We start from the raw sequence: 13,733 nt of genomic DNA, 5'->3' as shown, positions 1-13,733 counted from the left end.
GCGAGCACCGATGCAGCTTTCTGATTTTGATTTTGATCTTCCCGAGTCTTTGATTGCGACCCGGCCGGCGGAGCCGCGCAGCTCCGCGCGGTTGTTGGTGGCCAGAGGTGGTGAGATCACCGACGGGGTGGTCACGGATCTGGTGGATCTGCTGCAGCCGGGCGACCGGCTGGTGTTGAACGACACAAAGGTGATCCCGGCGCGGCTGTCTGGCTATCGCGTGCGGCAGGGGCCGGAAGGGGAAACCCAGTCCCGTATGGAAGTGACGCTGCTTGAGCCGCGCGCAGGTGGGGCTTGGGCTGCGCTGATCAAACCGTTACGGAAAATTCGCGAGGGCGAAGAGATTGTCTTTGCCGCGGGTCTCAAGGGCCGGTTGCTGTCCAAGGAAGACGGGCAGGGGCTGGTGCAGTTTGACCTGGCAGGCGACGACTTTGACGCGGCGCTGGAGGCCGCAGGCAATATGCCTCTGCCGCCCTATATCGCAGCCAAGCGCGCGGCGGATGAGAAAGACAAGACCGATTATCAGACCGTTTGGGCCAAACATTCTGGCGCGGTGGCGGCTCCAACCGCGTCGCTGCATTTTGACGATGCGTTGCTGGCGGCGCTGCTGGCCAAAGGGGTTCAGTTCACTCATGTTACTTTGCATGTTGGGGCGGGGACGTTCCTGCCGGTGAAGGTCGACAACGTCAAAGAGCACAAGATGCATGCCGAGTGGGGACGCGTCACCGAGGCTGCGGCGGCGGAGATTGCAGCCACAAAGGCGGCGGGTGGTCGGGTGATCCCGGTGGGCACCACGGCGCTGCGGTTGATTGAAAGTGCGGCGCGGGACAGTGGCGCGATCCAACCGTGGGAAGGCAACACCGACATATTCATCTATCCAGGCTTTGCATTCAATGTGGCAGATGCCTTGATGACCAACTTTCACCTGCCAAAATCGACGTTGATGATGTTGGTCAGTGCCTTGCTGGGACAGGAAGAAATTCGCAAGGTTTATGACCATGCGGTGAAAGAGGGGTATCGGTTCTTCTCTTACGGTGATGCGTCGCTCTTGATCCCCTGAAAAATTCTCCCGAGATGCCGCAAAACGACATGGCGTTGTCGCGATTGGGTGCGATGGCGGCAGGGGCGTTTTGCATACGGGCGCATCTGTGAGAGAGTTGTGTCGAGGGTCGCTCTATGGGTCAGTTTCTGAAAGGCGCGTGGCCGCTGTTGCTGGGAATGCTGTTGCTGATGGTGGGCAACGGCATGCATGGGACGTTGCTGGGTATTCGCGGCGAGGCAGCGGGATTTTCGACGTTTGAGATGTCGATGGTGATGTCGGCCTATTTTGTTGGCTTTCTGGGTGGCAGCCGTGTGACGCCGGAGCTGATCCGCCGAGTGGGGCATGTGCGGGTGTTTGCCGCCATGGCCTCGATGATTTCCGCTGTACTCATCCTGTACCCAACGCTGGAGCACCCGGTGGCCTGGATTGCCGGGCGGGCGTTGATGGGGCTGTGTTTCTCCGGCGTGTATGTGACGGCGGAAAGCTGGCTCAACAACGCGGCAACCAATGACACGCGCGGCAAGGCGCTGTCGATTTATATGATGGTCCAGATGATCGGCATTGTGACCGCGCAGGGTATGATGACCATTCCTGATGCCACAGGGTTCCTGTTGTTTGTGATCCCCTCGGTGCTGGTATCGATCTCTTTTGCCCCCATTCTGTTGTCGGTCTCGCCAACGCCGGCATTTGAGACCACCAAGCCAATGAGCCTCAAAGAGCTGTTCCAGAATTCACCGCTCGGGGTAGTGGGGATGTTCATGCTGGGGGGGGTGTTTTCCGCACAGTTTGGCATGTCGGCGGTGTTTGCCACGCGGGCAGGGTTGAGCCTGAGCGAGTTGTCGTTGTTTATCGCGGCGTTTTACGTCGGGGCGACGGTGTTTCAGTATCCGCTGGGCTGGATGAGCGACCGGATGGATCGGCGGGTGCTGATCATGTTTGTGGCCGCCATCGGCGCGGCCGGGGCAACGCTGGGATTTGTGGCTGGTGACAACTACCCGCTGCTGCTGGTGGCTGCGCTGTTCATTGGTGGGTTCTCTAATCCGCTTTATTCGATGCTGATCGCCCACGCCAATGATTTCCTGGAATACGAGGACATGGCAGCGGCTTCTGGCGGGTTGGTGTTTGTGAACGGCGTAGGGGCGATAGCTGGCCCGCTGATCACTGGGTGGATGATGGATGTGGTGGGGCCGCGTGGGTATTTCATTTACCTGATCATCCTGCTGGCCGCGCTTGGCGTTTACGCAGGCTATCGCACCACTCGCCGTCCGGCTGCACCGGTGGATGAAACCGGCAGCTACACCGCCGTTATGCCAACCGCTTCGGTGGTTGCGGTGGAGGTGGCACAAGAGGTCGCAATCGAGTCTGCGATGGAGGAAGAGCAGGAAGCTGCCGCAGGGTAAGCAAGCCTCTGCCGGTGTTAGCGCAAAAGGTCGCGGGCTGTGTCGGGATGTTGCATTTTGTGACTATTCTTTCTTAATTCACTGTGTGTAACGTCCTTAGTACTAAGCGTCTTTTCGTAAGACGGAACAGGCAAAAGGAGAAGGGACATGGTGGGTCCCGAAGAAGTACTTTCGTTTTGGCTTGATGAAGTTGGGCCAAGTGGATGGTATGCGGTTTCCGAAGAGCTGGACGAAAAGATCCGGCAGCGGTTTGAGGCAACATGGGAACAGGCGCAGGCCGGTGGATTGGGGCAGTGGCTGACCTATCCAAGTGGCACCTTGGCGTATGTGATCCTGACCGATCAGTTCTCGCGCAACATGTTCCGGGGATCCGGGCAGGCATTTTCGACCGATCGTAAGGCGCTCTGTGCCGCAAAGATCGCCATCGACAAAAAGTGGGATCTGCGGATCGACGAGCCTGCGCGGCAGTTTTTCTACCTGCCTTTGATGCACTCGGAAAACCTCTGTGATCAGGAACGCTGTATTCGTATGTTCCTGGACCGGACGCCCGAGACCGGTGCGTCCAACCTGTTACATGCCAAAGCGCACCGCGAAGTGATCCGGCAGTTTGGTCGGTTCCCGTATCGCAATGATGCCTTGGCGCGGGCCTCCACTGAGGTGGAGATGGCTTATGTGGCGGATGGTGGCTACGGAACCACCGTGCGGGCGTTGCAGGCGGCGGAATAGGCTGCGATTAGTCAGAAGCTGAGCTGGCGTCCGACGCAGGGTCGGGCGCGTAGCAGCTGGCGATGGCGCCAACACGGCCACTCACGCGGGTGGCCACATCATCCAAGGCGGTTTGCATCAGGGTTTCCGGCGTGTCGGCAAGACGGGCCAAGCTGCTGTTGATGCCTTCCAATTCTAACTGCAACGCGTTGGCGCGGCTTTGCAGGTGCTCCGTGGCCTGTGTTGTGAGAGTGCTGCTGTCCAAAGAGATCGCGGCCAGATCGCTGCGCAGGTTGGCGACCTCGTCCCGCAACCCGTCGACTTTGGTTTCTAGCGGTTCGACGATTTGCAGGTTTTGGACAAAGCTGGCCACCACTCGTTCAGCGCTGTCAGACAGGCGCCAGAGGAAAAACAGGCAAATCGCCACCAGAATGAGCGTGGCATTGATCATGGCGACCAGAAGATCTTTCAGCGTTTTCATCGCAGTGCTCCCGACTCGGTGATGCGGGCGCAGTGTGCGCTTGTCCTTGCGCGATCACCAGAGGAAAATTGCGCGCAAAACGGGCGGCGCGCTTTGTTGAAGCCGCCACAGAGTTCCAGTAGGCTCGCGCAAAGACATAGCGGGAGGCGGGGAAACACCATGGCTAGCAAGAACTTCGACATGATTGTGATTGGCGCAGGGCCGGGCGGCTATGTGGCCGCCATTCGCGGCGCGCAGCTGGGCCTGAAGGTTGCGATTGTGGAGCGCGAGCACATGGGCGGGATTTGCTTGAATTGGGGTTGTATTCCCACCAAAGCGTTGCTGCGCTCAGCAGAGGTGTTTCATTTGATGGAGCGCGCGAAGGACTTCGGCTTGAAGGCGGAAGGTATTGGCTATGACATTGACGCGGTGGTGAAACGCTCGCGTGGGGTGGCGAAGCAGTTGAGCTCTGGCGTGTCCTTCTTGATGAAGAAGAACAAAGTTGACGTCTTTATGGGGGAGGCGACATTGCCCGCCAAAGGCAAAGTGTCGGTCAAAGGCGAAAAAGGTGTTGAGGAGCTGACAGCGAAGAACATCGTGCTGGCCACCGGCGCGCGGGCGCGGGAGTTGCCGGGGCTTGAGGGCGATGGCAAGCGGGTTTGGACCTATAAGGACGCGCTGCAGCCGCCGCATATGCCGAAGAAACTGCTTGTGATCGGCTCGGGCGCGATTGGGATCGAGTTTGCCAGTTTCTACAACACACTGGGGGCGGAGACCACGGTTGTTGAGGTGATGGATCGGGTTCTGCCGGTTGAAGATGCGGAGATAAGTGCTTTTGTCAAAAAGCAATTTGTCAAACAGGGCATGGCCATCCTAGAGAAATCCACGGTCAAGAAACTTGATCGCGGCAAAGACAAAGTCACCGCGCATATCGAAGCGGGTGGCAAAGTCACAACGCAAGAGTTTGACACCGTGATTTCGGCTGTGGGCATTGTCGGCAACGTCGAAAACCTTGGGCTGGAAAAGCTGGGGGTGAAGATTGATCGGACCCATGTGGTGACGGATCAATATTGCCAGACCGGCGTGGACGGGCTGTTTGCGATTGGCGACATCGCGGGTGCGCCGTGGTTGGCGCATAAAGCGAGCCATGAAGGCGTGATGGTCGCAGAGCTGATTGCGGGTGGGAAACCGCACCCAGTGAAGCCGGAGAGCATTGCAGGCTGCACCTATTGCCATCCACAGGTGGCAAGCGTCGGATACACCGAGGCCAAGGCCAAAGAGCTGGGCTATGACGTGAAGGTCGGGCGGTTCCCGTTCATCGGCAATGGCAAGGCGATTGCTTTGGGTGAGCCAGAGGGCATGGTGAAAACCGTGTTTGATGCCAAGACCGGTGAGCTGTTGGGGGCGCATATGGTGGGCGCGGAAGTCACGGAGTTGATCCAGGGCTATGTGGTGGGGCGTCAGCTTGAGACCACCGAGGCGGAGTTGATGGAAACCGTGTTCCCGCATCCAACGTTGAGCGAGATGATGCACGAAAGCGTGCTGGACGCCTATGATCGTGTGATCCACATTTAAGTTGGGGTCCTTTTGACGTGGGCGCGTACCGGTTTCGCCGGGCGCGCCTTTGAGGTTTTTCGGTGTCAAAACAACAGAGTATGCTGCCGGTTGTGGTGATCTGGCTGGCCGGCGTGGGCGCTGCGGGGCAGTTTGCCAAGGTCAGCGTAACGTTTGATCAGGTGGGGCAGGTGTATCCGGAGGCTGGGGCGCGGCTGGGCTTTGCCTTGTCGATCCTTGGGCTCGCGGGGATTTTCCTTGGCGTGGTGGCGGGGGTGCTGGCGTCCAAAATGGGCATGCGGCGTATCTTGCTGGGCGGGCTTGGTCTGAGCGCGGTGGTGTCGTTCGTGCAGGCCTTGGGGCTGTCCTTTGATGTGTTCCTGCTGAGCCGGATTGTGGAAGGTCTGGCGCATTTGGCGATTGTTGTGGCGGCGCCGACGTTGATTGCCAAAGTCTCCCCACCAGAGAAGCGCGCGTTTTCCCTGACCCTGTGGGGCACGTTTTTTGGCGTGGCTTTTGCGCTGTTTGCCTGGCTGGGGCGGCCTTTGGTTGATGCCTATGGGTTAAACGCAGTGTATCTGGCGCATGGCGGCTGGATGGCTGCAAGTGTGCTTGCCGTGGCGGCGATCGGATTGCCGGAGGAGAAGGCGCAGACGGCGCAGCGGCTGCGGCTTGGCGGTGTGCTGAAGCAGCATTGGGAGGTCTATCGCTCGCCGTTTATGAATGCGGCGGCGGTGGGCTGGCTGTTTTACACCTTCTGCTTTGTCAGCCTGCTGACGTTGTTGCCGCCCTATATTGCGCCTGAATGGCGCACGTTTACGGTTGGGGCGATGCCGCTGATGAGCATGATCATCTCCATGACGTTGGGTGTCTGGTTGTTGCGCTATTGGGTGATAGTTCGGGTGATCCAAACTGGGTTTTTGGTCTCCGCAATGGCAGCGCTTGGGCTGCTGCTTTTGCCGGGGTCGCCGGTGGTGTGTCTGCTGCTGGCAGGGGCCTTGGGCCTGATCCAAGGGGCAAGCTTTGCGCTGGTGCCGGAGCTCAATGACACGGCGGCAGACCGGGCCAATGCCAACGGCGTTTTTGCGCAGGCCGGTAATTTGGGCAACACCATCGGTACGCCCATATTATTGGCGGTGATCGCGATGAGCGGCTATGGCGGGATGCTGATGGTGTCGGCTGTGCTGCTTGTGATTGGCGCTGCCGCGCATATGGTTTTGGCACAAGCCCGTGCGCGGGCGCGTGGCCCCGGCGCGTAGGCCGGGGCGACCAGGGTTTACAGGATGGCGTGCGCGAGGATCATTAACACGCCGGAGCCGAGCACGTAACCGACATCGACTGTTATGGCGAAGCGGGACTTGTTGATCCACGCGCCCGTGTTGGCGACATAGGCCGCGCAGGCGAGGATCGCGAGCAGGGCCACGGTCAGGTTCTGCTTGGTTTCGGTGAGTGCTACGATGTAGGCCAGAATCGCGATGGCGATCCAATTTGTGAAGAGCGGGCCCATCGGCATTTTCTCTGGGGGCTCTGGATCGATGTTGCTGCCTTCGGCCCAGCGTTGTTGCAGGCCCAGCACGGGGCCATAGACCAGAAAGCCAAATGCAGAACAGGCGATGAAGCCAACGATAAATGCAATCCAATTCATAGGGTTGTCTCCAATGTTTCAAGGATGAGATTTCAGCCGCCTTTGACGTTGTGAATGTGGCGGAGACTATTCGACTTTCAGTGGCACAGAGGCGAGCAGCTTGTTGTCCACATCCAGGAAGTATCGGATTTCGTAGTCGCCGGGTTCCTCGGGGACCGCGAGCGACAACGATGTACCTTGCTCCGCGTAAGTGTAAGTGATGTACTCGCTGGCCGCGTTGCCAACTGCGAGGTAGTCGCGCGGGTGGCCGGGGCCGGTCCAAGTCACCTCGATGCTGCTGCCTGCGGCGGCCGAGGCCGGTGCGGTGATGGTGACGGGCACGTCCTCAACCGTCAGTGGGGTGCGGGCCAGCACTTTCATCGGGTTGGTGTCCGCCACGTAGCGCAGCTCGTAGGTGCCTGGGTTTGCGGGTAGGTTGAGGGTCAGGTCGCTGCCGTCTCGGGTGTAGGCGTAGGGGCCGTAGTCGCCGTCCGGCGCGTCCGGCGTCACGATGGTCAGGTAATCGCCATCGCCGGCAGGGCCAGTCCATGAGGCAATAATTTTACCGCCAATCGGGCCGGTGGCTGGGCCGGAGACGGTTGCGCCAACCGCTTTCACCTCAACGGTGGTGCGCGCCTGCACGGAGCGGTCTTGCCCAAGCACATAGCGGATTTCGTACGCACCGGCCTCGCCGGGCATCACTAGGTTCAGCGGGTTGCCCTCGCGGGTGTAGGTGTAGTTGACGTATTTGTCGTCCGCCGTGTCGGTGCCCGCAACGGTGATGTAGTCGCCGTCATAACCGGGGCCGGTCCAGGTGACCGAGAGTTTGGCACCGGCGTTGGCGGTGGCGTCTGCGTCAAGGCCATAGGCCAGTGCGGCGACGGAGATCGGTGCGCGATGGATGATCGTACGGTCCTGGCTCATGGTATAGACCAGCTCATAATCACCCGGTTCGCCCGGCATTTGCAGCATCAAGGGGCTGCCTTCGCGGGTGTAAGTGTAGGTGATCCATTTCTCATCGTCCGGTTTGGTGACGGAGATGAAATCACCTTTGTAGTCAGGGCCGGTCCAATCGACCGGCACCGTGGCGCCTGCGACCAGCTCGTCCGGGGCGGAGAGGGTGGCAGTGACGTCAGTGCCTGTGATCGGTTGGCTTGCCAGCGGCTTGCGGCCATCACTCAGGATGTACCGGATTTCATAGGCACCGGGTTTCGGGGGCATTTGTAGCGAGAGCGGGCTGCCTTCACGCGTATAATTGTAGGTGATCCACTTGTTTGTTTCCGGATCCACGGCGGCGATGAAGTCATCTTTGGCGTTGGGGCCGGTCCAATCGACGGTGATCATGCTGCCAGCGGGCGCAGATTGCGGGCCGGACACGGTGGCTGGCGGTTTGAATTCCGGCAGTTCCAACACCACTCGTTTGTCGACCGAGCCGACGCCAAAGCGCATTTCAGCGGAGGCCTCATCCTCAGGGCGTAGGACGGAGACGGTGTATTCGCCCTCAAGCAGATGTTCTTTCAAAGAGGCAGCGCTGTGGTCGTCATGGATGGCGGTGTCGCCGCCGGTGAGATCCCAGATCAGCGGGGTGTTGATGACCGGGCCGTTTTTGCCGTCGGTGGCCACAATCGTGACCTGCACCGGCTGTGGTTCTGGTTCGGGGGGCGGGGCGGCGGCGACTTCGGTGAGGGCGTTGCCCAACTCATCGGCGTTGGCGGCGGCGAGGAATTTGCCGCCGGTGGCCTCGGCCATACATTGGAATTGCGCCAGCGCTTCGGGATCGGTGACGTCAAAGCCCACCACATGCGCGGTGAAGTCGACGCCGGTGGCTTCGAGCTCTTTGGCGACGGCGCAGACATCGGGCACGCAGGTTTCGATGCCGTCAGACACCAGGATCACCGTGGCGGCCTCCTCGGTGTGGCGCAGCGCTTTGGCGGCGGCGACCACGGCGTCGGCCATAGGGGTTTTGCCTTTGGGGGTGATGCCGTTCACGGCGGTGGTGATCGCGGCGCGCGTATCTGGGCCGGGCAGGACCACGGTTTCGATGTCAGAACAGTCGCCTTTGCGGCGGTGGCCATAGACGGTCAGGCCCAAGTCCAGGTCTGCGGGCAGGGTGGTCATCAACTCGCCCATCACTTGCTGGGCAATGGTGATTTTGGCCACGCCTTCAATTTGGCCCCACATGGAGCCGGAGCCGTCCATCACCACAATGGCGGCGGGGTTGTCCTGGGCAAGAAGGCTGGTGGGCAGCAGGCAAATTGCGGCCGTGGTCGCTCTCAAAAACGTCATCCAAAAGGTCCTCAAATTCGTAATGCGCAGAGACTACGAGAGAAAATTGGATCGAGGCAAGTATCAGTTCAAAAACCGGGCTTGGCGAATTAAAATGTTCTCTGTATGTTCGCGATATCTGGTTGGCAGAGCGGGTGCGATCCCCTATGTCTGGTGCCGTATCCGTTGGGGGTTTGAATGGCCGAGCTGAAGAATATTGAGGTGCGCGGGGCGCGCGAGCACAACTTGAAGTCCATCGATGTGGACATTCCGCGCGATCAGCTGGTGGTGATCACCGGTCTGTCGGGTTCGGGCAAGTCCTCGCTGGCCTTTGACACGATCTATGCCGAAGGGCAGCGACGCTATGTCGAGAGCCTGAGCGCCTATGCGCGGCAGTTCCTTGATATGATGGAAAAGCCGGATGTGGATCACATCAGCGGGCTTTCTCCGGCGATTTCGATTGAACAGAAGACGACCTCCAAGAACCCGCGCTCGACAGTAGGTACGGTGACGGAGATTTATGACTATCTGCGTCTGCTGTTTGCCCGTGTGGGCACGCCGTATTCGCCCGCCACCGGTCTGCCGATTGAAGCTCAGCAGGTGCAGGACATGGTTGACCGGATCATGGGTCTGGAAGACGGTACGCGCGGCTACCTGTTGGCGCCGATCGTGCGGGACCGCAAAGGTGAGTACAAAAAAGAGTTCCTGGAGCTGCGGAAGCAGGGTTTTCAGCGGGTGAAGGTCGACGGTGCCTTTTATGAGCTGGATGAGCCGCCGACGCTGGACAAGAAGTTCCGCCATGACATTGATGTTGTCGTTGACCGGCTGGTGGTGCGCGAAGGCATGGAAACTCGGCTGGCGGACAGCTTGCGTACTGCGCTCGACTTGGCAGATGGGATTGCGGTTCTGGAGACCGCGCCCAAGGAGGGCGACCCGGAGCGGATCACGTTTTCTGAGAAATTTGCTTGTCCGGTGAGTGGGTTCACCATTCCCGAGATTGAGCCACGGCTGTTTTCGTTCAACGCGCCGTTTGGGGCCTGTCCAGAGTGTGACGGGTTGGGCAAAGAGTTGTTCTTTGACGAGCGGTTGGTGGTGCCGGATGTGACGTTGAAGGTCTATGACGGGGCGCTGGCGCCGTGGCGGAAAGGCAAGTCGCCCTACTTCCTGCAGACAATTGAGGCACTCGCGAAGCACTACGAGTTTGACAAGAACACGCCTTGGAAAGAGCTGCCAAAACATGTGCAGCAAGTGTTCTTGTACGGCTCGGGCGAGGAAGAGATTGAATTCCGCTATGACGAAGGTGGTCGGGTCTATCAGGTGACGCGGGTGTTTGAGGGCGTGATCCCCAACATGGAACGGCGCTACCGCGAGACGGATAGCAACTGGATCCGCGAAGAGTTTGAGAACTATCAGAACAACCGTCCGTGTGGCGCCTGTCGTGGGCACCGGCTGCGTGAAGAGGCTTTGGCGGTTCGGATCGCCGAGAAACATGTTGGCCATGTGGTGCAGCTGTCGATCCGCGAGGCTTTGGCCTGGATCGAGAGTGTGCCTGCGGCGTTGACTCCGCAGCGGCAAGAGATTGCGCGGGCGATTGTGAAAGAGATCCAGGAGCGCCTTGGTTTCTTGAACAACGTGGGGCTGGAGTATCTTACCCTGTCGCGCAACAGTGGCACGCTGTCCGGCGGGGAAAGCCAGCGTATTCGATTGGCAAGCCAGATTGGTTCTGGCCTGACCGGCGTGTTGTATGTGCTGGATGAACCGTCGATTGGTCTGCACCAACGTGACAATGACCGTCTGCTGACGACGCTGAAAAACCTGCGCGATCAGGGCAATACGGTGATTGTGGTGGAGCACGACGAAGAGGCCGTGCGCGAGGCGGATTATGTGTTCGACATTGGCCCGGGGGCCGGTGTGCATGGCGGTCAGGTGGTGTCCAAAGGCAAGCCGGAAGAGATTGCCGCCGATCCGGCGTCTTTGACCGGGCAATACTTGTCGGGTGCGCGTGAAATTGCGGTGCCAACCGAACGGCGCGAGGGCAATGGCAAAGCGATCACGGTGGTGAAGGCCACGGGCAACAACCTGAAGAAGGTCACGGCGGACTTCCCGCTTGGTAAGTTTGTCTGTGTGACCGGTGTGTCTGGTGGCGGCAAATCCACGCTGACCATTGAGACGCTGTTCAAGACTGCGTCGATGCGGCTGAACGGTGCGCGGCAGACGCCTGCGCCTTGTGAGACTATCAAGGGGTTGGAACATCTGGACAAGGTGATCGACATTGACCAGAGACCCATCGGGCGCACGCCACGGTCCAATCCGGCGACCTATACTGGCGCGTTCACGCCGATCCGCGATTGGTTTGCCGGACTGCCGGAAGCTAAAGCGCGCGGTTATAAGCCGGGGCGGTTCAGTTTCAACGTCAAAGGTGGGCGTTGTGAGGCCTGTCAGGGCGACGGTGTGATCAAGATCGAGATGCACTTCCTGCCGGACGTCTATGTGGAGTGTGAAACCTGCAAAGGCGCGCGGTATAACCGCGAGACCTTGGAGATCAAGTTCAAAGGCAAGAGCATTGCCGATGTGCTGAATATGACCGTTGAGGAAGCGCAGGAGTTCTTCAAAGCGGTGCCCAGCATTCGCGATAAGATGGACGCGCTGATGAGGGTTGGGCTTGGCTACATCAAGGTTGGGCAGCAGGCGACAACGCTTTCCGGTGGGGAAGCGCAGCGGGTGAAGCTGTCCAAGGAGTTGGCGAAACGATCCACTGGTCGTACGCTCTATATTCTGGATGAGCCGACCACGGGTCTGCACTTTGAAGATGTGCGTAAGTTGCTGGAAGTGCTGCATGAATTGGTCGATCAGGGCAACACGGTTGTGGTGATTGAGCACAATCTGGATGTTGTGAAAACCGCCGATCATATCATCGACATTGGCCCGGAAGGTGGTGACGGTGGCGGCAAGGTGGTTGCCAAAGGCACGCCGGAGAAGGTCGCCAAAGTGGCGGCGAGCCATACTGGGCGGTACCTGAAAGACATGCTGGTGCCGAAGAAGAAAGTGGCAGCAGAATAAGATAGTCGGGCGGTGGTTGCAGAAAACCACCGCCCGTTTTCTTTAGGCCGCCACAGCTTGGCGGGGTTTTGCCAGCGTGATTGGCAGCACAAACATTAGCAGGAAGCCGGTATTCATCACCACGTTGAACCAGGCGCCTGCAACGAAGGAGCCTGCGCTGTCCACCACATACCAACTCCAGACACCCCAGCTGATGATGGAGGCGCCGATTTCAGGATCGTTGGCGTAAACGCGGATGGTGACTTGCCAGGTCACAACGCCAAGGCTGACCATGAGGCCGCCGCCGATGGCTGCGAGAACCTTCTCGCTGTCGCCACCAAAGCTTTGTGCGCCATCAAGGGGCAGGTGTGTGAGGTCCAGAAACCAGCCGACGATGCCGTGAAGTCCGCCAATCATGGCAAACAGCGGAATGAGGCCAAAAAGCACTGTGCCAAGTGAGGTGAGTTTCAGAAGGTAGATCGCGCGATCCTGTGTCATGTGATGTCTCCAGTTGAGGTTATGGCGACAAACTGCATCCGATTGGTGAGGCAAAACAATTACCTGTGAGGTAAGTGCTTTGCGCAAGGGATCGGTTATGGTGGTCGGGACAATGAGGAGCAGGACATGGGCGTAGAGTTTGGCGCGGTTTTAAAGGAGTGGCGGCAGGTGCGGCGGGTGAGCCAGCTGGACCTTGGGTTGTCCGCTGGCGTGAGCTCACGGCATATCTCGTTTCTGGAAACCGGCCGCTCGCGCCCCAGTCGGGGGATGGTTCTGCGGCTTTGTGATGAGTTGGAGGTGCCGTTTGCGCAGCGCAATCGCATGTTGTCGGCGGCGGGTATGAGCCCTGCGTACGCCGAGCGTGATTTGTCAGAGGCGGATATGGCGCCGATGCGGGCGGCGATGGAATGGACACTCAAGCGGCACGAGCCATATCCGGCGATGGCGATTGATCGGCATTGGAAGCTGGTGGCGATGAATGCGGTTTCTGCACAGTTGTTGGCTGGGTTTGAAGTTCAGGTTGGCGACAGTCTGATTGATATGATGGTTGACTCGAAGGGTGTCCGGCAAGCGCTTGTCAATTATGAAGAAATTCTGCGTCACATGATTGCGCGTCTGCGTGTCGAAAGCGCGCATTTCGGGCATGATCCGGTGCTGGAAGACGGCATTTCGCGTATGGAAGAGCGGCTTGGCGAGGCGGTACTTGAGGTGGATGGCATCAAACCCGCGATCATTCCGGCGGTGTATGAGTTTGGGGGGATGCAGATGTCGTTTTTCTCCACGATCAGCCAGTTTGGGTCCGCCGAGGATATAGCCCTCAGCGAGCTGCGGATCGAGATGATGTTTCCTGCCGATGAAGCCACGCGCCTCGCATTGGAGGCGCTGGCCGGGGCGTGATCACTTGGTTTCTAGCGGACAGGTGCGAAAACCAAAAACGGTGTAAAGCGGGCAGGTGCCCAGCAGGCCCGTGAAGAGAGGGATCAGGCCGATCCACATCCAGGCGCCATAGCCAGCCATGGCTCCGGCGAGGAGCGCGAGGCCAATAACGATCCGCAAAATTTTGTCCACAGTTCCAACGTTCTTTTTCAGCATGTGTTTCCCTCCTAAGGTCGAGAGAAAAATACATGCGTCAAATGGAATGTGATT

General features: G+C 59.1%; 12 protein-coding genes. 7 read left to right on the top strand and 5 right to left on the bottom strand.

Annotated features, from left to right (window positions below):
• Window positions 1-10 precede the first annotated feature (10 nt).
• The 3 genes from queA to MK208_RS06420 all read left to right on the top strand — a co-directional run bounded on the left by queA (window position 11) and on the right by MK208_RS06420 (window position 3,168).
• Window positions 11-1,060, top strand: a complete 1,050-nt coding sequence (queA, locus tag MK208_RS06430; RefSeq protein ID WP_294115030.1) for a tRNA preQ1(34) S-adenosylmethionine ribosyltransferase-isomerase QueA — start codon at window positions 11-13, stop codon at window positions 1,058-1,060.
• Between the two features lie 116 nt (window positions 1,061-1,176).
• Window positions 1,177-2,442, top strand: coding sequence for an MFS transporter (locus MK208_RS06425; protein ID WP_294115028.1), 1,266 nt, complete (start codon window positions 1,177-1,179; stop codon window positions 2,440-2,442).
• 147 nt (window positions 2,443-2,589) lie between these two features.
• Window positions 2,590-3,168, top strand: a complete 579-nt coding sequence (locus MK208_RS06420; RefSeq protein WP_294115027.1) for a DUF924 family protein — start codon at window positions 2,590-2,592, stop codon at window positions 3,166-3,168.
• A gap of 7 nt (window positions 3,169-3,175) precedes the next feature.
• Here MK208_RS06420 and MK208_RS06415 read toward each other — a convergent pair whose 3' ends face one another.
• Window positions 3,176-3,628 (bottom strand): hypothetical protein, encoded by a 453-nt coding sequence (locus MK208_RS06415; RefSeq protein WP_294115025.1) that lies wholly within the window; start codon window positions 3,626-3,628, stop codon window positions 3,176-3,178.
• A gap of 159 nt (window positions 3,629-3,787) precedes the next feature.
• Between MK208_RS06415 and lpdA the strand changes: the two genes are divergently transcribed.
• Complete coding sequence (gene lpdA, locus MK208_RS06410; protein WP_294115023.1) at window positions 3,788-5,182, top strand: dihydrolipoyl dehydrogenase; 1,395 nt, start codon at window positions 3,788-3,790, stop codon at window positions 5,180-5,182.
• Between the two features lie 80 nt (window positions 5,183-5,262).
• Entirely contained in the window at window positions 5,263-6,420 is a 1,158-nt protein-coding gene (locus MK208_RS06405; RefSeq protein ID WP_294115021.1) for an MFS transporter, read from the top strand.
• A gap of 17 nt (window positions 6,421-6,437) precedes the next feature.
• Here the strand turns inward: MK208_RS06405 and MK208_RS06400 are convergent, their stop codons facing one another.
• Together MK208_RS06400 and MK208_RS06395 are read right to left on the bottom strand one after the other, a co-directional pair.
• Window positions 6,438-6,806: a DUF1761 family protein gene (locus MK208_RS06400; protein ID WP_294115020.1), complete on the bottom strand. Its 369-nt coding sequence runs from the start codon at window positions 6,804-6,806 to the stop codon at window positions 6,438-6,440.
• Window positions 6,807-6,872: 66 nt separating this feature from the next.
• Complete coding sequence (locus MK208_RS06395; RefSeq protein WP_294115018.1) at window positions 6,873-9,071, bottom strand: VWA domain-containing protein; 2,199 nt, start codon at window positions 9,069-9,071, stop codon at window positions 6,873-6,875.
• A 177-nt stretch (window positions 9,072-9,248) separates the two neighbouring features.
• On the opposite strand from MK208_RS06395, the gene uvrA reads away from it, so the two are divergent.
• A complete protein-coding gene (gene uvrA / locus MK208_RS06390) occupies window positions 9,249-12,110 on the top strand; it encodes an excinuclease ABC subunit UvrA (RefSeq protein WP_294115015.1) in 2,862 nt (953 codons plus the stop codon).
• Between the two features lie 42 nt (window positions 12,111-12,152).
• Here the strand turns inward: uvrA and MK208_RS06385 are convergent, their stop codons facing one another.
• Complete coding sequence (locus tag MK208_RS06385) at window positions 12,153-12,587, bottom strand: excinuclease ABC subunit A (RefSeq protein ID WP_294115014.1); 435 nt, start codon at window positions 12,585-12,587, stop codon at window positions 12,153-12,155.
• A gap of 126 nt (window positions 12,588-12,713) precedes the next feature.
• On the opposite strand from MK208_RS06385, the gene MK208_RS06380 reads away from it, so the two are divergent.
• Complete coding sequence (locus tag MK208_RS06380) at window positions 12,714-13,484, top strand: helix-turn-helix transcriptional regulator (protein WP_294115012.1); 771 nt, start codon at window positions 12,714-12,716, stop codon at window positions 13,482-13,484.
• On the opposite strand, the gene MK208_RS06375 is transcribed toward MK208_RS06380, so the two are convergent.
• Window positions 13,485-13,679 (bottom strand): DUF2892 domain-containing protein, encoded by a 195-nt coding sequence (locus MK208_RS06375; protein WP_294115011.1) that lies wholly within the window; start codon window positions 13,677-13,679, stop codon window positions 13,485-13,487.
• Between the last annotated feature and the right edge of the window lie 54 nt (window positions 13,680-13,733).

This window comes from Shimia sp. (assembly GCF_022448905.1).
Classification (GTDB): Bacteria; Pseudomonadota; Alphaproteobacteria; order Rhodobacterales; family Rhodobacteraceae; genus Shimia.
The sequence above is the reverse complement of the archived record's forward strand: the minus strand, read 5'-3'. Positions and strand labels throughout refer to the sequence as shown.

Bases quoted from the DNA above. Each gene is read 5' to 3' on its own strand.
- queA (WP_294115030.1), top strand. From the start codon at position 11: ATGCAGCTTTCTGATTTTGATTTTGATCTTCCCGAGTCTTTGATTGCG.
- MK208_RS06395 (WP_294115018.1), bottom strand. From the start codon at position 9,071: ATGACGTTTTTGAGAGCGACCACGGCCGCAATTTGCCTGCTGCCCACC.
- MK208_RS06385 (WP_294115014.1), bottom strand. From the start codon at position 12,587: ATGACACAGGATCGCGCGATCTACCTTCTGAAACTCACCTCACTTGGC.
- MK208_RS06420 (WP_294115027.1), top strand. From the start codon at position 2,590: ATGGTGGGTCCCGAAGAAGTACTTTCGTTTTGGCTTGATGAAGTTGGG.
- uvrA (WP_294115015.1), top strand. From the start codon at position 9,249: ATGGCCGAGCTGAAGAATATTGAGGTGCGCGGGGCGCGCGAGCACAAC.
- MK208_RS06425 (WP_294115028.1), top strand. From the start codon at position 1,177: ATGGGTCAGTTTCTGAAAGGCGCGTGGCCGCTGTTGCTGGGAATGCTG.
- MK208_RS06400 (WP_294115020.1), bottom strand. From the start codon at position 6,806: ATGAATTGGATTGCATTTATCGTTGGCTTCATCGCCTGTTCTGCATTT.
- MK208_RS06375 (WP_294115011.1), bottom strand. From the start codon at position 13,679: ATGCTGAAAAAGAACGTTGGAACTGTGGACAAAATTTTGCGGATCGTT.
- lpdA (WP_294115023.1), top strand. From the start codon at position 3,788: ATGGCTAGCAAGAACTTCGACATGATTGTGATTGGCGCAGGGCCGGGC.
- MK208_RS06405 (WP_294115021.1), top strand. From the start codon at position 5,263: ATGCTGCCGGTTGTGGTGATCTGGCTGGCCGGCGTGGGCGCTGCGGGG.
- MK208_RS06380 (WP_294115012.1), top strand. From the start codon at position 12,714: ATGGGCGTAGAGTTTGGCGCGGTTTTAAAGGAGTGGCGGCAGGTGCGG.
- MK208_RS06415 (WP_294115025.1), bottom strand. From the start codon at position 3,628: ATGAAAACGCTGAAAGATCTTCTGGTCGCCATGATCAATGCCACGCTC.